Origin of the sequence: Pseudomonas lopnurensis (assembly GCF_015070855.1) — a bacterium.
In the GTDB taxonomy this organism is placed as follows: Bacteria; Pseudomonadota; Gammaproteobacteria; order Pseudomonadales; family Pseudomonadaceae; genus Stutzerimonas; species Stutzerimonas lopnurensis.
Window position 1 is genome coordinate 1 of sequence record NZ_JADDIX010000085.1, and the last position, 22,613, is coordinate 22,613.

20 protein-coding genes are annotated in these 22,613 nt (G+C 62.3%); 2 read left to right on the forward strand and 18 right to left on the reverse strand.

Going from position 1 to position 22,613, the window contains the following annotated elements:
- Positions 1-290 precede the first annotated feature (290 nt).
- The 16 genes from htpG to sdhC all read right to left on the reverse strand — a co-directional run bounded on the left by htpG (position 291) and on the right by sdhC (position 19,145).
- Positions 291-2,195, reverse strand: a complete 1,905-nt coding sequence (htpG, locus tag IN820_RS17650; RefSeq protein ID WP_193682232.1) for a molecular chaperone HtpG — start codon at positions 2,193-2,195, stop codon at positions 291-293.
- Between the two features lie 116 nt (positions 2,196-2,311).
- Positions 2,312-3,553, reverse strand: a complete 1,242-nt coding sequence (locus IN820_RS17655) for an MFS transporter (protein ID WP_193682233.1) — start codon at positions 3,551-3,553, stop codon at positions 2,312-2,314.
- Between the two features lie 73 nt (positions 3,554-3,626).
- On the reverse strand, positions 3,627-4,073 hold the full coding sequence (locus IN820_RS17660) for a PaaI family thioesterase (RefSeq protein ID WP_193682234.1): 447 nt from the start codon (positions 4,071-4,073) through the stop codon (positions 3,627-3,629).
- On the reverse strand, positions 4,070-4,528 hold the full coding sequence (locus IN820_RS17665) for a PaaI family thioesterase (protein ID WP_193682235.1): 459 nt from the start codon (positions 4,526-4,528) through the stop codon (positions 4,070-4,072). Before IN820_RS17665 ends, IN820_RS17660 begins: the two co-directional genes overlap by 4 nt.
- A gap of 57 nt (positions 4,529-4,585) precedes the next feature.
- Positions 4,586-5,311 carry a DUF599 domain-containing protein gene (locus IN820_RS17670; protein ID WP_193682236.1) on the reverse strand — a complete coding sequence of 242 codons (726 nt, stop codon included), beginning with the start codon at positions 5,309-5,311 and terminating at the stop codon, positions 4,586-4,588.
- Between the two features lie 425 nt (positions 5,312-5,736).
- Positions 5,737-7,047 carry a branched-chain amino acid transport system II carrier protein gene (gene brnQ / locus IN820_RS17675; RefSeq protein WP_193682237.1) on the reverse strand — a complete coding sequence of 437 codons (1,311 nt, stop codon included), beginning with the start codon at positions 7,045-7,047 and terminating at the stop codon, positions 5,737-5,739.
- A 127-nt stretch (positions 7,048-7,174) separates the two neighbouring features.
- A complete protein-coding gene (locus IN820_RS17680) occupies positions 7,175-7,516 on the reverse strand; it encodes a hypothetical protein (RefSeq protein WP_193682238.1) in 342 nt (113 codons plus the stop codon).
- A 30-nt stretch (positions 7,517-7,546) separates the two neighbouring features.
- Positions 7,547-8,434, reverse strand: a complete 888-nt coding sequence (gene sucD, locus IN820_RS17685) for a succinate--CoA ligase subunit alpha (protein WP_193682239.1) — start codon at positions 8,432-8,434, stop codon at positions 7,547-7,549.
- Positions 8,434-9,600, reverse strand: coding sequence for an ADP-forming succinate--CoA ligase subunit beta (gene sucC, locus IN820_RS17690; RefSeq protein ID WP_193682240.1), 1,167 nt, complete (start codon positions 9,598-9,600; stop codon positions 8,434-8,436). Before sucC ends, sucD begins: the two co-directional genes overlap by 1 nt.
- 349 nt (positions 9,601-9,949) lie before the next feature.
- Positions 9,950-11,386 (reverse strand): dihydrolipoyl dehydrogenase, encoded by a 1,437-nt coding sequence (gene lpdA, locus IN820_RS17695; protein ID WP_193682241.1) that lies wholly within the window; start codon positions 11,384-11,386, stop codon positions 9,950-9,952.
- 105 nt (positions 11,387-11,491) lie between these two features.
- A complete protein-coding gene (odhB, locus tag IN820_RS17700; protein WP_193682242.1) occupies positions 11,492-12,721 on the reverse strand; it encodes a 2-oxoglutarate dehydrogenase complex dihydrolipoyllysine-residue succinyltransferase in 1,230 nt (409 codons plus the stop codon).
- Positions 12,722-12,792: 71 nt separating this feature from the next.
- Positions 12,793-15,624 (reverse strand): 2-oxoglutarate dehydrogenase E1 component, encoded by a 2,832-nt coding sequence (locus tag IN820_RS17705; protein ID WP_193682243.1) that lies wholly within the window; start codon positions 15,622-15,624, stop codon positions 12,793-12,795.
- A gap of 293 nt (positions 15,625-15,917) precedes the next feature.
- Entirely contained in the window at positions 15,918-16,622 is a 705-nt protein-coding gene (locus tag IN820_RS17710) for a succinate dehydrogenase iron-sulfur subunit (protein WP_193682244.1), read from the reverse strand.
- Between the two features lie 10 nt (positions 16,623-16,632).
- A complete protein-coding gene (gene sdhA, locus IN820_RS17715; RefSeq protein WP_193682245.1) occupies positions 16,633-18,405 on the reverse strand; it encodes a succinate dehydrogenase flavoprotein subunit in 1,773 nt (590 codons plus the stop codon).
- Positions 18,406-18,408: 3 nt separating this feature from the next.
- The gene (sdhD, locus tag IN820_RS17720; protein WP_193682246.1) at positions 18,409-18,777 is read right to left on the reverse strand and encodes a succinate dehydrogenase, hydrophobic membrane anchor protein; all 369 of its coding nucleotides are present in this window, start codon (positions 18,775-18,777) and stop codon (positions 18,409-18,411) included.
- Complete coding sequence (gene sdhC / locus IN820_RS17725) at positions 18,771-19,145, reverse strand: succinate dehydrogenase, cytochrome b556 subunit (protein WP_193682247.1); 375 nt, start codon at positions 19,143-19,145, stop codon at positions 18,771-18,773. The genes sdhD and sdhC overlap by 7 nt, the downstream gene beginning before the upstream one ends.
- 361 nt (positions 19,146-19,506) lie before the next feature.
- On the opposite strand from sdhC, the gene gltA reads away from it, so the two are divergent.
- Entirely contained in the window at positions 19,507-20,778 is a 1,272-nt protein-coding gene (gene gltA, locus IN820_RS17730; RefSeq protein ID WP_193682248.1) for a citrate synthase, read from the forward strand.
- Positions 20,779-20,963: 185 nt separating this feature from the next.
- Here the strand turns inward: gltA and IN820_RS17735 are convergent, their stop codons facing one another.
- Both IN820_RS17735 and IN820_RS22705 read right to left on the reverse strand, forming a co-directional pair.
- Positions 20,964-21,572: an START domain-containing protein gene (locus tag IN820_RS17735; protein ID WP_193682249.1), complete on the reverse strand. Its 609-nt coding sequence runs from the start codon at positions 21,570-21,572 to the stop codon at positions 20,964-20,966.
- A gap of 217 nt (positions 21,573-21,789) precedes the next feature.
- Positions 21,790-22,041 (reverse strand): YkgJ family cysteine cluster protein, encoded by a 252-nt coding sequence (locus IN820_RS22705; RefSeq protein WP_235989190.1) that lies wholly within the window; start codon positions 22,039-22,041, stop codon positions 21,790-21,792.
- 127 nt (positions 22,042-22,168) lie between these two features.
- Here IN820_RS22705 and IN820_RS17740 point away from each other — a divergent pair, with 127 nt between their 5' ends.
- Positions 22,169-22,510, forward strand: a complete 342-nt coding sequence (locus tag IN820_RS17740; RefSeq protein WP_193682250.1) for a DMT family protein — start codon at positions 22,169-22,171, stop codon at positions 22,508-22,510.
- The last annotated feature ends 103 nt before the right edge of the window (positions 22,511-22,613 follow it).

Below are 22,613 nucleotides of genomic sequence, written 5' to 3' on the forward strand. Positions count from 1 at the left end.
GGCCGCAACGCCGATGATCGCCGGCAAGGACTCGGCGTCCCCCCGGGCCCCTCGGGCGCGGTGTGCACAGGCGGCTTGCTCGGGCTGCAGCCTGTTTGCTGCCCGACAGCGCTGCGACGAAGACGCGCAGGCGCTTCCTACAGCTTGAAGCCTGCAAACACCCAACCCTGTGTGGGCGCGCCCTCGCGGCGATTGCAGGCCTGCCAGAAAGCCAAAGGCCCGTCCCGGGCCGTCATTCACTGCACGTGAACGACCCTTGCGGAACGGGCCTTGCTTTCACCGCTATCGAATCAGGCGGAGAGTTCCACCAACAGCTTGTTCAGCCGCTGCACGTAGGCGGCCGGATCCTTGAGGCTGTCGCCGGCGGCCAGGGCTGCCTGATCGAAGAGGATATGCGACAGGTCGACGAAGCGATCCTCGTCCGGCTCGGCGTCCAGCTTCTCGATCAGCGGGTGCTGCGGGTTGATCTCGAAGATCGGCTTGGACTCCGGCACCTTCTGCCCGCTCGCCTCGAGGATCTGGCGCATCTGCAGGCCGAGGTCCTGCTCGCCGATGGCGAGGATCGCCGGCGAATCGGTCAGGCGATGGGAGACCCGAACCTCGGCGACTTCATCACCCAGTGCAGTCTTGAGGCGCTCGATGAGCCCTTCCTTGGCCTTGGCGATTTCCTCCTGGGCCTTCTTGTCCTCTTCCGAGTCCAGCTTGCCCAGATCCAGGTCGCCGCGGGCGACATCGACGAACTGCTTGCCATCGAACTCGGTGAGGTAGCTCATCAGCCACTCGTCGATGCGATCGGTGAGCAGCAGCACCTCGATGCCCTTCTTGCGGAACACTTCCAGATGCGGGCTGTTCTTGACCTGCGCATGGCTTTCGCCGGTGAGGTAGTAGATCTTGTCCTGCCCATCCTTCACCCGGCCCAGATAGTCCGCCAGTGACACCGACTGTTCGCCCGAGGCGTCGCTGGTGGAGGCGAAGCGCAGCAGCCCTGCGATCTTCTCCTTGTTGGCGAAATCTTCCGCCGGGCCTTCCTTGAGCACCTGGCCGAACTGCTTCCAGAAGTTCTTGTAGTCTTCCGGCTTGTCCTTGGCGAGTTTTTCCAGCATGTCCAGCACGCGCTTGGTCAGCGCCGACTTCATCGAGTCGATCACCGGGTCCTTTTGCAGTATCTCGCGCGAGACGTTGAGCGACAGGTCGTTGGAATCCACCACGCCCTTGATGAAACGCAGGTACAGCGGCAGGAACTCGTCGGCCTGGTCCATGATGAACACGCGCTGCACATAGAGCTTCAGACCCTTCGGCGCCTCGCGGTGATACAGATCGAACGGCGCGCGGCCGGGCACGTAGAGCAGCGAGGTGTATTCCAGCTTGCCCTCGACCTTGTTGTGGCTCCAGGACAGCGGATTGTCGAAGTCATGCGCGACGTGCTTGTAGAACTCCTGGTATTCCTCGTCCTTGATCTCGCTACGCGGACGGGTCCACAGGGCGCTGGCGCGGTTGACGGTTTCCCACTCCGGCTCCGCTGGCTTGTCCTTTTCCTCGCCGTGGAATTCCTTCGGCAACTCGATCGGCAGCGCGATGTGATCGGAGTATTTCTTGACGATGTTGCGCAGGCGCCAGCCGTCGGCGAACTCTTCTTCACCGCTCTTCAGGTGCAGGACGATACGCGTGCCGCGCTCGGCCTTGTCGATCGAGGCGACTTCGAATTCGCCTTCGCCCTTGGACGACCAGTGAACGCCTTCGCTGGCGGGCGTACCGGCACGACGGCTGTATACATCGACCTTGTCGGCGACGATGAAGGCGGAATAGAAGCCGACACCGAACTGGCCGATCAGGTGTGAATCCTTCTTCTGGTCGCCGGAGAGGTTCTTGAGGAAGTCGGCGGTGCCGGACTTGGCGATGGTGCCCAGATGCGCGATCACATCCTCGCGGTTCATGCCGATGCCGTTATCTTCCAGGGTGACGGTCTTGGCGTCCTTGTCGAAGCTGAGGCGAATCTTCAGGTCGGCACCGCCCTCGAGCAGCTCCGGCTTGGCCAGTGCTTCGAAGCGAAGCTTGTCGGCGGCATCGGAGGCGTTGGAAATCAGCTCGCGAAGGAAGATTTCCTTGTTCGAGTACAGCGAATGGATCATCAGGTGAAGCAATTGCTTCACTTCGGTCTGGAAGCCCAGGGTTTCTTTTTGAGTCTCCACACTCATCGTCTACGAACTCCACATCATCTCAATGGCAAGGACCGCAGCTGCGGCGATGTCTGGCAGATGGGGGCTCGGCTGTGGATTTCAAGGGGGCCGACCACCGCGTCGGCCTGCACGCGTCAGGGCTCCATCAGCTCCAGCAGGACGATCTCGCCGGGCGTCAGGTTGTAGCTCGCCTGCCCCGGCCCCTGGATGACCCGCCGGATGATCAGCTGTCCTTCGCTGTCGATGCCGATGAAACGCCCCTCGGCGACGCCCCCGCGTTCGGTGTGCGCGCGCACCAGCAGGTGTTCGTAGCGGGTGGGGTCGCGCAGCAGCCGCTCCATGGAAAAGCGCAGCCGGCGGTCGATGCCACTCGGCGACGCCGTCGCGACCGGCGGCGCCTCGCTATCGGCAGCGCGCTTCATTGGCTCGGCCCGCGGCGCCGGCAATGCAGGATAGTCGTCGCCCCTGACGTGCCAGCCCTGCTCGTTCTTGCCCAGCTGCAGCGTAAACGCCTGCGCCTGGCCCTCGACCGCAGCCTGAACCTCGAGCGCCAGTTCGCTGGCCGGCAGGGCCACGCCTGGCAGCGCCTGCAAGCGCACGTCACGGCTGGCATGGCGGCGCTGCAGATAGTCCTGGATCACGTAGGCGATGGTATCGCGCGAGTCGTGCCGGCGGTCGACCTGGCCGTCACGGTAGCGCAGCCGGTCGGTGAACAGCTCGACGACGCCGTTGAGGCTGGTCTGGTACTGCGCAGGCAGCACCAGATGAAAATCGCCCTTCAACCTGTTCGGAGGCTCCGGCAGCAGGTTGAGATGCAGGGTGTAGCCGCGATCCAGCCGGCGCGTCTCGGGCAGCTCCCGCTCGGGGCTCAGCCAGGCGATCTCGACCTCGGGCAGTGTCCCGCCGTCGTCCGGCAGCACGTCCACGCGCAAGGCGCCTTCGGCCGGCTCGGGCAGGCGGATGGTCACTTCCTGACGGGCGAAGAAACCCTGGCCTTCACGCAGGGTCAGCACGCCACTGATGAGTTCGCCCTGCTGGGGCGCGAACGGGCGGCCGTTCAGTTGTCCGCGCAGGCCCAGGTTCAGCTCGGGCTGCACCTGGGTGGGCAGCCAGCGCAGGCTGAATATCGCCGCCAGGCGGTCCGCATCGCGATTGGCCAGCAGCGACAGCCCGACCACCAGGGGAATGAAGCCCAGACAGGAAAGAACCACGGTCTTGCGCGCCACACGCCAGTGGCGGAACACGAAAACCAGGGTGACGGGTGGCAGCAGGCTGCCCAGCCCCCACAGCAGGCCTGTCGCAAAAGCCTGGCTGATCAACCAGACGAAACCGGCGAGGATCAGCAGCAAGCCGCCGAGTATCAACAGTGCTTCCATTCAGCTTCCTTGACGTGATCGGACACGAAGGTGGACTCGCCGCCTGCCGCGGCACCACCTTCGGCCGAAGGCCTCAGGGCTCGTCGATCTTGAAGTGGCAGCGGGCGGTGGCGATGGGCTCGGCCTGATGGGTCTGCCAGGCGGTGATCGCCACGTTGGCGACACGACGGCCCTGGCGCCAGACCTGGCAGGCGGCAAAGGTGTCACGATAGTGACCGGCACGCAGATAATCTATCGAGAAGTCGATGATTTTGGGCAAATGTGGTGCGCCCATGAACATCAGCAGATGCAGCATTGCCGCATGCTCCATGAAGCCCGCGATGACCCCGCCATGAATGGCCGGCAGCATCGGATTGCCGATGTTGTCCTCGTTCTGCGGCAGGCGGAACACCATCTCGTCGCCGAGCCGCAGGCATTCGATACCGATCAGCCGGGCGTACGGCACCAGCCGGATCAGCGAATCGTAGTCGTTGCTGGCATGCGCCTCGTGCACCAGCTCGTTGAGGTTGAGGCCGCTCATGCCACCCCCTCCTTGCCCAACCCGCCGGCCGCCTTGCCCATGCGCATGAAGGCGCCGACCACATGGGCGATGGGCTCGTTGATGTCGTGCTGGTAAGCCACGCCGCGGGTGAAGATCACGGTGGGCGTAACCCGGTAGCATTCGGCGAACCCGAAGATGTCGTGGCCAGGCTCGGCCGGATGCATGTAGTCGATGCGCAGATCCAACGTCGGGCACACTTCCAGCTCCGGCAAGGCGCACGCGGTGGAGATGCCGCAGGTGGTATCCATCAGCGTGGTGATCGCGCCACCATGGACACCACCGGTTTCCGGGTTGCCGACGATCTTCTCGCTGTAGGGCAGACGCAGGATCAGCCCGCTGCCATCGGCGTGCTCGACGCTCAGACCGAGCACCTGGCAATGCCGCAGGAAGGACAGGAAGCGCTGAGTGCGCTCGAGTATCTGGCTATCGCTCATTCGAACCCTCGGAAACTGCATCAAGCCGGGCATGATACCCGCCTTGCCATCGCTGCCCTATTCCTTGGGCGTTTCGGCAGGTGAAGTTGGCGTGAATACCATCACCTCGAGTACGTCCGAATGGAATTCGCGGCGGTAGAGAATCAACACCACGCCAGCGGTGACGGCCATGAAGAACCAGGGGTGGATGAACCAGGCCAGGGTCGCCATCCCGAAATAATAGGCACGCAAGCCGAAGTTGAACTGGTTGGCCGCCATGGAGATCACCCGCGCAGCACGTTCGCCGAAGGCCTTGCGCTCCTGATCGCTGACGTTGCGCTCCCCCACCATGGGCGCCGAGGCCACCAGCACGGCGGCGAAGTTGTATTGCCGCATGCACCAGCTGAAGGTGAAGAACGCATAGACGAAGACGATCGCCAGGCAGAGCAGCTTGAGTTCCGAGAGTCCACGGCTGACCGGCTGCACGAAGGGCAGATCGGCCAGCAGGGAAACCGCGCGATCGGACGCGCCCAATACGGTCAGGACGCCGGCGAGGATGATCAGCGTGCTGGAAGCGAAGAACGAGGCGTTACGCTCCAGGTTGCCGATCACATTGGCATCGGCGATGCGGTTATCGCGCAGCAACAGGCGTTGCATCCAGTCCTGCCGGTACAGGTGCAGCACGCTCGCCAGGCAGGCGGTGTCGCGCCCACGCCAGCTCGCATAGCGGGTATAGCCCGCCCAGCAGGCGATGAACCAGAGCACGGCGATCAGATGCGGCAGGGTTTGGCTGGATAACGTCATGGGGCGCCCTCGGAAACTGCGCGAGATTATAGCCAGCACCACTCTCGTGCAGTGAAGCATAACGCCTGACCGTACCGTCGCGCCGAAAAGCGCAGAGCTCCGCGCACGTTCCGTAGGTGCAAGTGCACAACGCTCACCAGACGCGTGGGCAAAAGCCGCAAGTGCTTTATGCAGGAGACGCCTGCGTCTTCGCCGCAGCGCTGTCGGGTGGCAAACAGGGTGCAGCCCCGAGAAAGCCGCATCTGCACACCGCGCCCATAGGAGCCGGGGGACGCCGAGTCCTTGCCGGCGATCATCGGCGTTGCGGCCGATCGCCCGCAAGCGGGCTCCTACAACGGTGCAAACAGGGTAATCCGCGTTTATGCCCCACCAGACGCGTGGGCAAGGCTTCGCCGTTGCCCACCCTACGAAAGGCCGCTCTGCTTCTAGCGCCCCAGGCCGGGGCGACCGAGCATGCGGTCAGCGACAACGGCCAGCAGCAGCATCACCACCACCGGCAGCAACCAGCCCATGCTCTGCTCCGCCAGTGGCAATTGAGTGAACAGCGCAGGCACCCATTCGCCGAGTCCGGCAGCCGCGAGGCCGTCGACGACGCCGAAGATCAAGGTGACCGCCATCACCGGACGGAATACCCGCGACGGCGACAACCAGAACCGATCGAGCAGGCTCAGCGCCACCAGCACGATGGCCAGCGGATAGAGACCGATCAGCACCGGCACCGAGATCCGGATCAGCTCATTCAAGCCCTGGTTGGATACGGCCAGACTGAACAAGGCGAAGGCCCAGACCACCCGGGTGTAGGAGACCCGCAGCAGGTCACTGAAGAATTCGCCGCAGGCCGTCAACAGTCCGACCCCGGTAGTCATGCAAGCCAGGGTAATCACCGCCGCCAACAGCAACTGGCCAGTACGGCCGAAGGTGTGCTGCACATACGTCGCCAGAATCTGCCCGCCATTGCTCGCCTCGGCGGCGATCTGCTGGCTGGTGGCGCCGAGGTAGAACAGCGCCAGGTACACCAGTGCCAGGCCGATGGCGGCAATGATCACGGCGATGATCGAATAGCGGGTCACCAGGTTGGGCATGGTGACGCCACGATCGCGAATCGCCGTGGCGATGACGATACCGAATACCAGGGCGCCAAGGGCATCCATGGTCAGGTAGCCTTCCAGGAAACCCTTCGTCAGCGGCTGCGCCCGATAGGCCTCGCTGGTGTCGCCGATCGGCCCGGCCGGAGCGAACAGCGCCGCGGCGCCAAGCACCAACAGGGCAATCAGCAACACCGGCGTGATGATCTTGCCAACCCGGTCGAGCAGTTGCCCGGGTTTGAGCGAGAGAAACAGCACCACGGCGAAATAGACGCACGTATAGGCCAGCAGGGCCACCGAGCTGTTGCCGGTGAACGGCACGATGCCGATCTCGAACGAAGCCACGGCGGTCCGCGGCGTGGCGAACAAGGGACCGATGGCCAGGTACACGGCCACCGCCAGCAGGGTGCCGGCCCATTTGCCCAGCGGCGCAGTGAGTGCCGGCATGCCCCCGCCGACTCGCGCCAGCGCCACCACCGTCACCAACGGCAAGCCCACGCCGGTGATCAGGAAGCCCAGCGCCGTGAGCCAGATGCTCTCGCCCGCAGCCATGCCGGCACTGGCGGGGAAAATGATATTGCCGGCACCGAGGAACAGCGCAAACGTCATGAAGCCGAGGGCCAGCAGGTCAAAACCTTTCAAACGATTCATGCAGAAAAACTACCAGGGGAATAACGGCGTCGATAAGGCAACGCACACGCCATGAGTGCGATGCGCCAGCGATTCACGACGGCCTGATGATGGGATACGGAGTTTCCTTCGGGGATAAGGGGAAACGTCATCCAGCCGGTTGGGCTGGATCCTCGTTGCACGCCGTCGCTCTTGTGGACCGAACAAGCGTATGAATGAAGCGCGGCAATGATGCCACGACGCGGTCACCGATGCCGATCAGGTCGTCGGCATCGACTGCGAAAAAGCATTGTTTTGAGGCAATTGCAGGTCTATCCACAAAGCCTGAAGCCAAAAGCGCACCGGCCGGGCAATCCACAGGGATGGGGCGGACGCCGCCAGCCCGCGGGAGCAGGCGCGGCCTCCCACAAAAGCAGTCCCGTGAAATCCCCTCCTCTGTAGGAGCCAGCTTGCTGGCGATCAGCGGTTCAGCGGCATCGATCGCCAGCAAGCTGGCTCCTACAAAAAGAGCGAAAGCCGGTCAGGCCTTCTTCATTTCCCAGCCGGTCAGTTCCGCCAGTGCCTTGCCGATGTCGGCGAGGGAACGCACGGTTTTCACCCCGGCGTCCTGCAGCGCGGCGAACTTCTCATCGGCCGTGCCCTTGCCGCCGGAGATGATCGCGCCGGCATGGCCCATCCGCTTGCCCGCCGGAGCGGTGACGCCGGCGATGTAGGAAACCACCGGCTTGGTGACGTTGGCCTTGATGAAGGCTGCGGCCTCCTCTTCGGCCGAACCGCCGATCTCGCCGATCATGACGATGGCCTCGGTCTGCGGGTCATCCTGGAACAGCTGGAGGATATCGATGAAGGTGGAACCCGGAATCGGATCGCCCCCGATACCGACGCAGGTCGACTGGCCGAAACCGGCATCGGTGGTCTGCTTGACGGCCTCGTAGGTCAGCGTGCCGGAACGCGAGACGATGCCGACCCTGCCCGGCTGGTGGATGTGCCCCGGCTGGATGCCGATCTTGCATTCGCCGGGGGTGATCACGCCCGGACAGTTCGGCCCGATCAGGCGCACGCCCAGTTCGTCGCACTTGATCTTCACCTCCAGCATGTCCAGCGTCGGAATGCCCTCGGTGATGCAGACGATCAGCTTGATGCCGCCGAAGGCCGCTTCGAGGATGGAATCCTTGCAGAACGGTGCCGGCACGTAGATGACCGAGGCATCGGCTCCGGTGGCCTCCACGGCCTCCCTGACGGTATTGAACACCGGCAACCCGAGATGCTGGGTGCCACCCTTGCCCGGCGTCACGCCGCCGACCATCTTGGTGCCGTAGGCGATCGCCTGCTCGGAGTGGAAGGTGCCCTGCGAACCGGTGAAGCCCTGGCAGATGACCTTGGTGTCCTTGTTGATCAATACGCTCATCACTTGCCCTCCGCGGCTTTGACGACCTGAATGGCCGCATCGGTCAGGCTGTTCGCACCGATGATGTTCAGACCGCTCTCACTCAGCATCTTGGCGCCGAGATCGGCATTGTTGCCCTCCAGCCGCACCACCACCGGCACCTTGACGCCGACTTCGCGCACGGCGCCGATGATGCCCTCGGCGATCATGTCGCAGCGCACGATGCCGCCGAAGATATTCACCAGCACCGCCGCGACGTTGCTGTCGGACAGGATGATCTTGAAGGCTTCGGTGACCCGCTCCTCGGTCGCGCCACCCCCGACGTCGAGGAAGTTGGCCGGCTTGCCGCCGTGCAGGTTGACGATGTCCATGGTGCCCATGGCCAGGCCGGCGCCATTGACCATGCAGCCGATGTTGCCGTCGAGCGCCACGTAGTTGAGTTCCCACTTGGCCGCATGGGCCTCGCGCGGGTCGTCCTGGGACGGGTCGGCCATGTCGCGCAGCTTCGGCTGGCGGTAGATGGCGTTGCTGTCGATATTGATCTTGGCATCCAGGCAGTGCAGGTTGCCGTCCTTCTTGATCACCAGCGGGTTCACCTCCAGCAGCGCCAGGTCGTAGTCCTGGAACAGCTGGGCCAGGCCGACGAAGATGTGCACGAACTGCTTGACCTGGTCGCTCTTGAGACCGAGCTGGAACGCCAGCTCGCGCGCCTGGAACGGCTGTGCGCCGACCAGCGGGTCGATGGTGGCCTTGAGGATTTTTTCCGGGGTGTCGTGGGCGACCTTCTCGATGTCCACACCGCCTTCGGTGGACGCCATGAAGACGACGCGACGGCTGGCACGATCGACCACCGCGCCCAGATACAGCTCCTTGTCGATGTCGGTAGCCGACTCGACGAGTATCTTGCTGACCGGCTGCCCGTTGGCATCGGTCTGATAGGTCACCAGACGCTTGTCCAGCCACTGCTGGGCGAATGCCCTGGCCTCATCCTTGCTGCGAACCAGCTTGACGCCACCGGCCTTGCCGCGTCCGCCAGCATGTACCTGGGCCTTGACCACCCATTCGGTGCCGCCGATCTTGTCGCAGGCCTCCGCGGCCTCCTTCGGACTGTCCACGGCGTAGCCCTTGGAAACGGGCAGACCGTATTCAGCGAACAGTTGTTTACCTTGGTACTCGTGAAGATTCATGCTTTCTACCGTCTGGTTGGTATTGCGCATTTCCGGCACGGCGACTGCCGCACCGCCCCACAAGTCGCTGAAAACTATCCACGATATTCACGATACCTCTCAGCGACCTGTAAAAGGCCATTGAAAAACTACCTGCGTTGGCAATACTGCGTTAAAAACCGCCTCGATCGCGAGCTCGGTCAAAATGCTCATTTACAGCAGTAAACTCCGCTTTCTCGGCCGTTTTTGCCTTGTCTTGCCTGCCTCGCCTACGTTTTTCAACAGCCTGATAATCTTTTCGAATCCGCAGTTTGCAAAAGGCCCGGCGTATCCGTAGATACGTCGGGCCTGGGTGCAGCACGAAGAACCGTCAGCGCTTCTTGCGGTTGGCGATGTGGATGGCGTGGCCATTCACCGCCAGAGCGGCTTCATGCAGCGCTTCGGACATGGTCGGGTGCGAGAACACCATCATGCCCAGGTCTTCGGCACTGGTGCCGAACTCCATGCCGATGGCGCCCTGCTGAACCAGTTCAGCTGCGCTCGGGCCCATTACATGCACACCCAGCACGCGATCGGTCTTGGCATCGGCGATGACCTTGACCAGACCGGCGGTATCGTTGGCGGCCATGGCCCGGCCGCTGGCGGCGAACGGGAAGGTACCGACGTTGACTTCGACACCCTCGGCCTTCAGCGCCTGCTCGGACTTGCCGACCCATGCGATTTCCGGGTGAGTGTAGATGACCGACGGAATCAGGTCATAGTTCATTTGGGTCTTGTGGCCGGCGATACGCTCGGCGACCATCACACCCTCTTCCGAGGCCTTGTGGGCCAGCATCGCGCCGCGCACCACGTCGCCGATGGCGTAGACGCCCGGAACGCTGGTGGCGCAGTAGTCGTCGACGAAGATGAAGCCGCGCTCGTCCATGTCGACGCCGGTATCGGCAGCCAGCAGCTCGGTGGTCACCGGACGGCGACCGACCGCTACGATCAGCTTGTCGAAAGTCATCTGCTGCTCGCCGTCGGCGCTGGTGAAGCTGACGGTGACCTGGTCACCCTGCACTTGCGAACCGGTCAGGCGGGCGCCCAGAAGGATCTTCAGGCCCTGCTTGGAAAGGCTCTTGAAGGCTTCCTTGGCGATCTGCTCGTCAGCGGCCGGCAGGAACTTGTCCATGGCCTCGATGACGGTGACTTCGGCGCCCAGGCGTGCCCAGACCGAGCCCAGCTCGAGACCGATGACACCGGCACCGATGACGCCGAGCTTGCCCGGAACGCTCTGGAAATCCAGCGCGCCGGTGGAATCGACGATGACCTTCTGGTCCACCGGGGCCGGCGGGATGTTCACCGGGGTGGAACCGGACGCCAGGATGACGTTCTCGGCAGCCAGGGTCTGGACATTGCCGTCCAAGCCGGTGACTTCGACCTGCTTGCCCGCCAGCAGCTTGCCATGACCTTCGAAGACGGTCACGCCATTGGCCTTCAACAGCGCGGCGACGCCCCCGGTGAGGTTCTTAACGATCTGGTCCTTGCGCGCGATCATGGTCGGGACGTCCATGGCCACTTCGCCGGTGCTGATGCCGTGGACCTTGAAGCTCTCGTGGGCTTCATGGAACTTGTAGGAGCTGTCCAGCAGCGCCTTGGACGGGATGCAACCGACGTTCAGGCAGGTGCCGCCCAGCGCGGTCTTGCCTTCCTTGCCCTGGTATTTCTCGATACAGGCGGTCTTCAGACCCAGCTGGGCGGCACGAATGGCGGCCACATAGCCGCCGGGGCCGGCACCGATGACGACGACGTCGAATTTCTGGCTCATTACGAATCCTCTTTAAGCAAAGCCACAAGCTACAAGCCGCAAGCTACAAGTCGAATGGAGCTGCGATCACTTGCAGCTTGAGACTTGCAGCTTGCAGCTGCTTTCTTAGATGTCCAGCAGCAGACGGGCCGGGTCTTCCAGCAGGTCCTTCATGGTAACCAGGAAGGTGACCGCTTCCTTGCCGTCGATCAAGCGATGGTCATAGGACAGCGCCAGGTACATCATCGGCAGGATGACCACTTGACCGTTAACGGCCATCGGGCGTTCCTGGATCTTGTGCATGCCGAGAATCGCGGTCTGCGGCGGGTTGACGATCGGCGTGGAGAGCAGCGAACCGAATACGCCGCCGTTGGAAATGGTGAAGGTACCGCCAGTCATCTCTTCGATGGTCAGCTTGCCGGCCTTGGCCTTCTTGCCGAAGTTGTTGATACCACCTTCGATCTCGGCCAGGGTCATGTGCTCGGCATTGCGCAGCACCGGAACCACCAGACCACGGTCGCTGGATACGGCGACGCCGATGTCCTGATAGCCATGGTAGACGATGTCGTTACCGTCGATGGAAGCGTTCACGCCCGGCTGGCGCTTGAGCGCTTCGACCGCGGCCTTGACGAAGAAGGACATGAAGCCCAGGCGCACGCCGTTGTGGGTCTTCTCGAACAGGTCCTTGTACTTCGCGCGCAGTTCCATGATCGGCTTCATGTTGACTTCGTTGAACGTCGTCAGCATGGCCATGGAGGACTGGGCTTCGACCAGACGCTCGGCGACCTTGGCGCGCAGGCGCGTCATCGGCACGCGCTTCTCGACGCGATCGCCCTCGGCGAAGATCGGGGCGGCAGCGGCCGGAGCGGCAGGCTTGGCCGCGGCGGCCGGGGCGGACTTCTTGGCTTCGATGGCGGCGACCACGTCTTCCTTGGTCACGCGGCCATCCTTGCCGGTACCGGCGATGCTGTTCGGGTCGATGCCGTTCTCTTCGGCCAGCTTGCGTGCAGCCGGAGCCAGGATCGGCTCTTCAGCACCGGCAGCCGGAGCGGCAGCGGCAGGTGCAGCGGCCTGGGCCGGCGCGGCAGCAGCCTGGGCGGGCGCCGCGGCGGCGGCAGCGCCGGCTTCCAGTTTGCCGAGCAGCTCGCCGCTCAGGACGGTATCGCCTTCGTTCTTGACGATCTCGGTGAGCACGCCATCCGCTTCGGCGAGCACTTCCATGACCACCTTGTCGGTTTCGATGTCGACGATCAGCTCATCACGCTTGACCGCGTCGCCCGGCTGCTTGTGCCAGGTGGCAACGGTGCCGTCGGCGACCGATTCCGGGAATGTAGGGGCTTTGATCTCGATAGCCATTATTCAGGGGTCCTATTGATTCGGTTTCTACATCGAGGCCGCGAACTGTCGCGGCCTCTTGCACGAATGGATTAAACGGTGAAGGCGTCCTGCAGCAGCTTTTCCTGCTGTTCGGCATGCATCGACGCATAACCGACGGCTGGTGCCGCAGAAGCATCCCGACCGGCGTACTGGAGGAACAGATCCTTGTTGTGCGCAGTCGCGACACGCCGCATATGGTGCTGGCTGCAGTACCAGGCGCCCTGGTTCATCGGCTCTTCCTGACACCAGACGATGTGCTTGAGGTTCTGGTAAGGCGCGAGCGCCTCGGCCAGATCCTCTTCCGGGAACGGATAGAGCTGTTCGATGCGCACGATGGCGATATCTTCGCGACCCTCGCTGCGGCGCTTGTCCAGCAGGTCATAGTAGACCTTGCCGCTGCACATGATGACGCGCTCGACCTTCGCCGGATCGACCGGATCGATTTCCGGGATGACGGTCTGGAACGAACCCTGGGTCAGCTCTTCCAGGGTGGAGGTCGCCAGCTTGTGGCGCAACAGCGACTTGGGCGTCAGCGCCACCAGCGGCTTGCGCAGCGGGCGAATCGCCTGGCGGCGCAGCATGTGGTAGACCTGCGCCGGAGTCGTCGGCACGCAGACCTGAATATTGTGCTCGGCGCACAGTTGCAGGTAGCGCTCCAGACGCGCGGACGAGTGTTCCGGGCCCTGCCCTTCATAACCATGCGGCAGCAGCATGGTCAGGCCGCACAGGCGACCCCACTTGTGCTCGCCGCTGGTGATGAACTGGTCGATCACCACCTGGGCGCCGTTGGCGAAGTCGCCGAACTGCGCTTCCCACACCACGAGGGCGTTCGGGGTGGTAGTGGCGTAGCCGTATTCGAATGCCAGAACCGCTTCCTCGGAAAGGAAGGAGTCGTACAGATCGAAGCGCGGCTGACCTTCATACAGATGCTGCAGCGGGATGTAGGTGTTGCCGTCCTTCTGGTTGTGCAGCGCAGCGTGGCGGTGCGAGAAGGTGCCGCGACCGACGTCCTGGCCGGAGATGCGCACCGGATGGCCTTCGAACAGCAGGGTCGCGTAGGCCATGGTTTCCGCATAGCCCCAGTTGATGGCCAGCGCGCCGGCGCCCATCTTCTGGCGATCTTCGAGGATCTTCGAGACCTGACGCTGGACCACGAAGCCTTCCGGGGTCTGCAGCAGCTTGCTGGACAGATCCTGCAGGGTCTTGAGGTCGAAACTGGTGTCGTGACGCGCGGTCCAGGCATGACCCAGGTACGGACGCCAGTCGACGAAGAGTTCCTTGTTCGGCTCCTTGACCAGGCTCTTGACCACATGCAGGCCGTTGTCGAGCGCGGTGCGGTACTCGTCGATCTGCGCCTGAACGCGCTCGTTGTCCAGCACGTTGGTCTGGATCAGCGAGTCGGCATACAGCTCACGGGTGGTGCGCTGCTTGGCGATCTTCTGGTACATCAGCGGCTGGGTGCCGCTCGGTTCGTCCGCTTCGTTGTGGCCACGACGGCGGTAGCAGATCAGGTCGATGACGATGTCGCGCTTGAACTGCATGCGATAGTCGACGGCGAGCTGGGTGACGAACAGCACGGCCTCGGGATCGTCTGCGTTCACGTGGAAGATCGGCGCCTGGATCATCTTCGCCACGTCGGTCGCGTACTCGGTGGAGCGAGCATCTTCCTGCTTGTTGGTGGTGAAGCCGACCTGGTTGTTGACCACGAGGCGGATGGTACCGCCGGTCCGGTAGGCACGGGTCTGCGACATCTGGAAGGTTTCCATGACCACACCCTGACCGGCGACGGCGGCGTCACCGTGGATGGTCACCGGGAGGACCTTGTCACCGACCGGGTCGCAACGGCGGTCCTGGCGAGCGCGTACCGAACCCTCGACCACCGGGGAGACGATTTCCAGGTGGGACGGGTTGAACGCCATGGCCAGGTGAATTTCGCCGCCGGGCGTCATCACGTTGGAGGAGAAGCCCTGGTGGTACTTGACGTCACCGGAGCTCAGCCCTTCGACCTTCTTGCCTTCGAACTCGTCGAACAGGTCGCGCGGGTTCTTGCCGAAGGTGTTCACCAGCACGTTCAGACGACCGCGGTGGGCCATGCCGATGACGATTTCCTTGGTACCGTAGGAGCCGGAGCGCTGGATGATCTCGTCGAGCAGGGGAATCAGGCTCTCGCCGCCTTCCAGGCCGAAGCGCTTGGTGCCCGGGTACTTGGTGCCCAGATACTTTTCCAGACCTTCGGCTGCGGTGAGGCGCTCGAGCAGGTGGCTCTTGATCTCCGGCGAGAACTCGGGACGACCACGCACGCTTTCCAAGCGCTGGATGAACCAGCCGCGCTGCTCGGAATCGACGATGTGCATGTACTCGGCACCGATGGTGCGGCAATAGGTTTCTTGCAGCGCCTGTACGATTTCACGCAGAGTGGCCTGGCCATTGACCATGGCCAGGTCGCCAGTGCGGAACACGGTGTCGAGGTCGGCGTCGGTCAGACCGTAGTTGTTGATCGCCAGATCAGCGGGGGCGGAACGTTGCTGCAAGCCGAGCGGATCGAGCTGTGCCGCCTGATGGCCACGCACGCGGTAGGCCTGGATCAGACGCAGGACTTCGATCTGCTTCTTTTCGTGCTCGCTGCTGACGCTTCCTGCGGACACAGGTTGCGCGCGACGCTGGTTCTTGGCCAGCAGGACGAAGTGGTCGCGAATCGTCGAATGCGACACATCGGCTGAAGCGCTGCCACCGGAGGGCAACTTCTGGAAATAAGTGCGCCACTCTTCGGGCACAGCGTTGGGATCGTGCAGGTAGAGCTCATAAAGCTCTTCCACATAGGCAGCGTTACCACCGGATAGGTGGGCACTGTCCCACATGCGCTGCATTACGCTTTCTTGCATGTCTGGTCACCTTCGATAAGGAGACACCACCAGCGTGGAAACCGCAGCATGACTTCCCAAGTTCTGAAGCAGCGACTCAGGTAAAGCCACTACGGACCGCGCAGATAGTTTCCGGGCACAACCCGGATGCCCCTGCTGGTCATCAAATTTTCAGAGTGAAACCCCGGCTTTGTGGGCTGGGATTCCTACTAAAACTACGGCGCCGAGCTTCAACTTCGGCGCCGCAGGTGTTACGGGTATAGCAATCCGGCCGTTTCCAGGCTAGCGCATAACCTTTCGCGGCCGGGGTGTCATCAGGTACCGCTCTGCAGCAGCATGCTGCGTATGTGACCGATTGCCTTGGTCGGGTTCAGCCCTTTCGGACAAACGTCGACGCAGTTCATGATGCTACGGCAGCGGAACACACTGAACGGATCGTCCAAGCCAGCCAGACGATTCTCGGTTTCGGTGTCGCGGCTGTCGGCCAGGAAACGATAGGCCTGCAGCGACGCAGCCGGACCGAGGAACTTGTCCGGATTCCACCAGAAGGACGGGCAACTGGTCGAGCAGCACGCGCACAGAATGCACTCGTACAGGCCATCCAGCTTCTCACGATCTTCAGGACTTTGCAGGCGTTCGATAGCCGGCGGCGGCGTATCGTTCATCAGATAAGGGCGAACCTTCTCGTACTGCTTGTAGAAGATGCTCATATCGACAACCAGGTCACGAATGACCGGCAGGCCGGGCAGAGGACGAATGACCAGCTGGTTACCCTTGACCACCGAGGACAGCGGGGTAATGCACGCCAGACCGTTCTTGCCATTGATGTTCATGCCATCGGAGCCACACACGCCTTCACGGCAGGAGCGACGATAGGAGAAGCCTTCGTCCTGTTCCTTGATCAAGGCCAAGACATCCAGAACCATCAGGTCCTTGCCGTCGGTATTGACCTGGAAATCCTGCATGAACGGCTTGTCGTCCTGGTCCGGGTTGTAACGATAAACACTCACTTGCAACATATCGGCGACCTCAATAAGTCCGAACCTTGGGCTCGAATGCCGGAACGGTCTTCGGAGCGAAGTTCACGGCACGCTTGGCAACGCGCTTCTCACCCGGGAAATAGAGGGTGTGGCACAGCCAGTTCTCATCGTCACGCTCCTCGAAGTCTTCGCGAGCATGCGCGCCACGGGATTCCTTGCGGACCTCCGCGGCGATTGCGGTGGCTTCCGCGACCTCCAGCAGGTTCTGCAGCTCGAGCGCTTCGATACGCGCGGTATTGAAGGCCTGGCTCTTGTCGGAGATCTTGACGTTGGCGATGCGCTCGCGCAGATCCACCAGCTGAGCGATACCCTTCTGCATGTATTCACCGGTACGGAATACACCGAAGTAGTTCTGCATGCAGTTCTGCAGCTCCTTGCGCAGAGGCGCGACGTCCTCGCCGGTGGTGCGCTCGTTGATGCCGGCCAGACGGCCCAGTGCGACGTCCAGGTCGGTTTCGCTCGCACCGCGGTGCTCGATACCTTCCTTGAGCGCCTTCTCCAGGTGCAGGCCCGCGGCACGGCCGAAAACGACCAGGTCGAGCAGCGAGTTGCCGCCAAGACGGTTGGCGCCATGGACCGATACGCACGCCACTTCGCCCACGGCGAACAGACCGTCGACGATCGTGTCGTTGCCGTTGGCGTCCTGGGTGATCGCCTGGCCATGGATGTTGGTGGCGACGCCGCCCATCATGTAGTGACAGGTCGGCACGACCGGTACCGGCGCGGTGACCGGGTCGACGTGCGCGAAGGTCTTCGACAGCTCGCAGATACCCGGCAGGCGGCTGTGCAGCACCTCCTCGCCCAGGTGGTCCAGCTTCAGCATCACGTGATCGCCATCCGGACCACACCCGTTGCCAGCCAGGATTTCCTTGACCATGGAACGCGCCACGACGTCGCGGCCGGCCAGGTCCTTCGCGTTCGGCGCGTAACGCTCCATGAAGCGCTCGCCGTGCTTGTTGATCAGATAACCGCCTTCGCCGCGGCAACCCTCGGTTACCAGCACGCCGGCACCGGCGATACCGGTCGGGTGGAACTGCCACATCTCGATGTCCTGCACCGGCACACCCGCACGCAGCGCCATGCCGACACCGTCACCGGTGTTGATCAGCGCATTGGTGGTCGAAGCGTAGATGCGACCGGCACCACCGGTGGCGAGCACGGTGGCCTTGGAACGGATGTAGACGGTTTCGCCCGTCTCGATGCAGATGGCGATGATACCAACGACCGCGCCGTCCTGGTTCTTCACCAGGTCGACCGCGTACCACTCGTTGAGGAAAACGGTGTTGTTCTTCAGGTTGCCCTGATAGAGCGTGTGCAGCAACGCGTGACCGGTACGGTCGGCAGCGGCGCAGGTACGGGCAGCCTGGCCACCCTTGCCGAAGTCCTTGGACTGACCGCCGAATGGACGCTGATAGATGCGGCCCTGTTCGGTACGGGAGAACGGCAGCCCCATGTGCTCGAGCTCGAACACGGCCTCGGGACCTACGGAACACATGTACTCGATAGCGTCCTGGTCACCGATGTAATCGGAACCCTTGACGGTATCGTACATGTGCCAGCGCCAATCGTCGTTCGGGTCGGCCGAGGCGATGGCACAGGTGATGCCGCCCTGGGCGGAAACGGTGTGCGAGCGAGTCGGGAAAACCTTGGTGACCACAGCGGTCTTGTGACCCGACTGGGCCAGTTGCAGCGCCGCGCGCATACCGGCGCCACCGCCACCAACGATGATGGCGTCGAAGGAAAGCGTACGAATATTAGCCATGAATCAGATACCCCAAAGAATCTGCACACCCCAGACGAAGAAGGTGAACATGGCAATGCCACACACCGCCTGGAACAGGAAACGCACACTGGTAGCCCACTTACCGATGGCCATGTTGGTCAGGTAGTCGGTGGAAATCGTCCACATGCCCACCCACGCGTGCACACTCAGGGCAACCAGGGCCAGCAGGCTGAAGATACGCATCCAGTTGGCCGAAAAGAGCGCGTGCCACTGGGCATATTCCAGGCCCGGATTCACGATCAGGTACCCAAGCAGAAACAGAAAATAAGCCGCAAGAACCACTGCAGAAACACGCTGCGCCATCCAGTCATAGAGACCCGATCGCGAGAAATTGGTGACATTGGTTACCATATCCACACTCCCGCCAGAACGATCAGCACCACCGAAACGGCGATTACGATTTTCGAGCCCAGCTTGCCGCCTTCCAGCGTCTCGCCGTGCCCAGCATCCATGATCAAGTGACGGATACCCGCCACCATGTGGTACAGCAGTGCGGACAGCAACGCCCAGCTCACCAGCTTGGCCAGCGGGCCGCTCAAGTACGCACGAACCTCCTCGAAGCCTTCGGACGAAGACAGCGAGGTATCGAGCGCGAGCAGCAACAGGGCGATACCGACGAACAGGATGACACCGGATACACGGTGGAGAATCGACGTGTAAGCAGTGATGGGAAGTTTTATTGTCCTAAGATCTAGGTTTACAGGTCGTTGGCTTTTCACGGCTTTTTTTCACACTTGAGAGCCCCGAAGCGCAGGGCAAAGTTGTTGGGAAGAGTACGCAGCAGTACCCGCTACCCACGAGTGACAACCTACAGAATACTGCCTGTAAGGCCCCTGCCGGTCGGTTTCCGAGTATAAACAGTTAGGTCACTAATGACAATGTGGTGAAGTGCCACTAAAGGCGGATAGCTCCCCCCCATATAAATGCCGTAAACAGTGCACCCAGGCTGTACGCATCCCCCTGCAAAGCCCTCTACGGCATGGGTTCGCGCAAATTGACTTTGCGATTTATCACACTATAGTGATGCGGGCCCTGCGTGGGGGGCCATGATGATTCCAAGCACAAAACAGGAGGCCATACATGGCTGACAAGAAAGCGCAGTTGATCATCGAGGGCGCTGCCCCCGTCGAACTGCCCGTTTTATCCGGTACCGTAGGGCCCGATGTAATTGACGTACGGAGCTTGACCTCCACGGGTCACTTCACCTTCGATCCCGGCTTCATGTCGACCGCCTCTTGCGAGTCCAAGATCACCTACATCGACGGCGACAAGGGCGTCCTGCTGCATCGCGGCTACCCGATCGAGCAGCTGGCGGAAAAATCCGACTACCTCGAGACCTGCTACCTGCTGCTGAACGGCGAACTGCCGACCGCCGAGCAGAAAGCGCAGTTCGTCAGCACCGTGAAGAACCACACCATGGTTCACGAGCAGCTGAAGTCCTTCCTGAACGGTTTCCGCCGCGACGCGCACCCGATGGCCATCATGTGTGGCGTTGTCGGCGCCCTCTCGGCTTTCTACCATGACTCCCTGGACATCAACGACCCGCACCACCGCGAAATTTCCGCCGTGCGCCTGGTCGCCAAGATGCCGACCATCGCCGCGATGGTCTACAAGTACTCGATCGGCCAGCCGCTGATGTATCCGCGCAACGATCTGAGCTTCTCGGAAAACTTCCTGCACATGATGTTCAACACCCCGTGCGAGATCAAACCGATCAGCCCGGTGCTGGCCAAGGCGATGGATCGCATCTTCATCCTGCACGCCGATCATGAGCAGAACGCCTCCACCTCCACCGTCCGCCTGGCCGGCTCCACCGGCGCCAACCCGTTCGCCTGTATCGCAGCCGGCATCGCCGCCCTCTGGGGGCCGGCACACGGCGGTGCGAACGAAGCCGTACTGACCATGCTGGACGAGATCGGCGACGTGTCGAACGTCGAGAAATTCCTGGCCAAGGCCAAGGACAAGAACGATCCGTTCAAGCTGATGGGCTTCGGCCACCGCGTCTACAAGAACTTCGATCCACGCGCCAAGGTCATGAAGCAGACCTGCGATGAAGTCCTGGGCGAGCTGGGCATCAACGATCCGCAACTGGATCTGGCGATGAAGCTGGAAGAGATCGCCCTCAACGATCCGTACTTCGCCGAGCGCAACCTGTACCCGAACGTCGACTTCTACTCGGGCATCATCCTCAAGGCCATCGGCATCCCGACCAGCATGTTCACCGTCATCTTCGCCCTCGCGCGCACTGTCGGCTGGATTTCCCACTGGAAGGAAATGATCGCCTCCGGCCAGAAGATCGGCCGCCCGCGTCAGCTGTACACCGGCCACGCCAAGCGCGACCTGCCGCGTTAAGCCATAGCCGAAAAAAACAAAGAGGCTGCCCCAGGGCAGCCTCTTTGTTTTGCCGATTGAAGCGCCGAGGCGTTCTGAAGGCTACAGATGTACGCACATCCGCAACAGTCAACGCGGACATAGCCCTCTTCTGTGGGGGAGCGCGCCCTCGCGGCGATTGCAGGCCGCAGACCTGCCCGTCACACCTATTGAGCGCGCTGAGCACGCTCCCGCAAAGCCCTCAACGTATTGTAAGGCGCCTCTACTACGAACTTGTTCGCCAGCCAGGACGGTACGCTGCCGCCAGGTTCCGTATGCACTTGATAGGTCACCTCGATTTTTCCCTCCCGCGGCACGAACCCCCAGTAGCCATCCACCCGAGTCACGCGCACGTAGCCATCCTCGTCGGGCAGATACCCGGGCACGGCCTCCAGCTCTCTGCGGATAGCCCCGTCGCTCTCTTCATGCTCGGTTATGTGCACGACGCAATCCCGAGGCGTCACCGGCCACGGCGTATTGAAGCGGGTATAGGTCCACGCCTGCCTCTCCTCGCGCCTGAGCAGCTTCTGCTCCTTGCATTCGTGAATCCAGGTACAGGCATCGGCTGCGCTGTCCATCAGTCGACGCAGCGTGCCCATATCGGCATCGATCACCGTCACGCCCCGGTAAGCCTTGTACGGCGAGCCGGGAACCGCCTGCAGGTAGACCTTGATTCCATCTTCGTCCTTCGCCAGTTGCCAATCCTCCGCAGCCTGAGCCCAGCAAGACGCAAGGCACAGCACGCCAGCAAGCAGATACCGCATCTTGAACCCCATCGCACACCTCTTTGTTCTTGGCTATGTCCGAGCTGGCTGTTGCGGATAGACGTAACCCTGTAGGAGCGGGCGGGGACGCCGRGTCCATGCCCGCGAATATTCCAGCGCGCAAAGCTTCGCGGGCACGGCCCGCTCCTACGGACGCTCAGAACACCTCGACAATTCGAACAACACGCAACTGGGACAGAGTCTTGCCTTATTCCAGCGTGAAGACCACTCAAGCGGTGGCCTGCTCCAACCAGCCCAACAAGCGAATCGCCTCATCCCGGCTTTCGCCACAGACAACCGGATCGGCGGCAAACGCGGAGCAGACCGCAGGCCGCTGCGGGTCACCGAACAGCAGGCAAAGAGACTGCGACGACAAATGAATACAACGCTCACCCGCGGCCTTGCCGTGTGGCATGCCAGGTATCGGTGAACTGATGGAGGGGGCGATGCAGCAGGCACCGCAACCGGGGCGGCAATCCATGAACGGCCATCCAGTACAAACGGAAGCGCGATAATAATCCGGCCAAACCCCCGGACACCAGATCCGCCAGTTGCGGGCCGAACGCGCCCGGAATAGGCTTGCGCGTCTTCCACGTGAGTGCACGCTCATGCCCGTCTGGCTGCAAACCGCCGCCCTGCTCTGCTGCTCCAACCTGTTCATGACATTTGCCTGGTACGGCCACCTGAAAAGCCTGAGCGGCAAGCCGTGGCTGATCGCCGTACTGATCAGCTGGGGCATCGCATTCTTCGAATACATGCTGATGGTGCCGGCGAACCGCATCGGCTACACCGAGCTGTCGATCGGCCAACTGAAGATCATGCAGGAGGTGATCACGCTGGCCATCTTCGTGCCCTTCAGCGTGCTGTACATGCAACAGCCCTTGAAACTGGACTATCTGTGGGCTGGCCTGTGCATGGTCGGCGCGGTGTATTTCATCTTTCGTGGCTAGCCTCCCCACTTGCCGCCTTGTTAGGAGACGCCTTCACGTCTTCGTCGCAGCGCTATCGCGCAGCAAACAGGGTGCAGCCCCGAGAAAGCCGCATGTGCACACC

Coding starts and splice junctions, on each gene's coding strand:
- brnQ (WP_193682237.1), bottom strand. CDS start 7,047: ATGAATCGTTTGAAAGGTTTTGACCTGCTGGCCCTCGGCTTCATGACG.
- sdhD (WP_193682246.1), bottom strand. CDS start 18,777: ATGGTAACCAATGTCACCAATTTCTCGCGATCGGGTCTCTATGACTGG.
- IN820_RS17665 (WP_193682235.1), bottom strand. CDS start 4,528: ATGAGCGATAGCCAGATACTCGAGCGCACTCAGCGCTTCCTGTCCTTC.
- lpdA (WP_193682241.1), bottom strand. CDS start 11,386: ATGAGCCAGAAATTCGACGTCGTCGTCATCGGTGCCGGCCCCGGCGGC.
- odhB (WP_193682242.1), bottom strand. CDS start 12,721: ATGGCTATCGAGATCAAAGCCCCTACATTCCCGGAATCGGTCGCCGAC.
- IN820_RS17655 (WP_193682233.1), bottom strand. CDS start 3,553: ATGGAAGCACTGTTGATACTCGGCGGCTTGCTGCTGATCCTCGCCGGT.
- IN820_RS17735 (WP_193682249.1), bottom strand. CDS start 21,572: ATGGGGTTCAAGATGCGGTATCTGCTTGCTGGCGTGCTGTGCCTTGCG.
- IN820_RS17740 (WP_193682250.1), top strand. CDS start 22,169: ATGCCCGTCTGGCTGCAAACCGCCGCCCTGCTCTGCTGCTCCAACCTG.
- sucC (WP_193682240.1), bottom strand. CDS start 9,600: ATGAATCTTCACGAGTACCAAGGTAAACAACTGTTCGCTGAATACGGT.
- IN820_RS17660 (WP_193682234.1), bottom strand. CDS start 4,073: ATGAGCGGCCTCAACCTCAACGAGCTGGTGCACGAGGCGCATGCCAGC.
- IN820_RS17705 (WP_193682243.1), bottom strand. CDS start 15,624: ATGCAAGAAAGCGTAATGCAGCGCATGTGGGACAGTGCCCACCTATCC.
- sdhA (WP_193682245.1), bottom strand. CDS start 18,405: ATGGCTAATATTCGTACGCTTTCCTTCGACGCCATCATCGTTGGTGGC.
- htpG (WP_193682232.1), bottom strand. CDS start 2,195: ATGAGTGTGGAGACTCAAAAAGAAACCCTGGGCTTCCAGACCGAAGTG.
- gltA (WP_193682248.1), top strand. CDS start 19,507: ATGGCTGACAAGAAAGCGCAGTTGATCATCGAGGGCGCTGCCCCCGTC.
- sucD (WP_193682239.1), bottom strand. CDS start 8,434: ATGAGCGTATTGATCAACAAGGACACCAAGGTCATCTGCCAGGGCTTC.
- IN820_RS17670 (WP_193682236.1), bottom strand. CDS start 5,311: ATGACGTTATCCAGCCAAACCCTGCCGCATCTGATCGCCGTGCTCTGG.
- IN820_RS22705 (WP_235989190.1), bottom strand. CDS start 22,041: ATGGATTGCCGCCCCGGTTGCGGTGCCTGCTGCATCGCCCCCTCCATC.
- IN820_RS17710 (WP_193682244.1), bottom strand. CDS start 16,622: ATGTTGCAAGTGAGTGTTTATCGTTACAACCCGGACCAGGACGACAAG.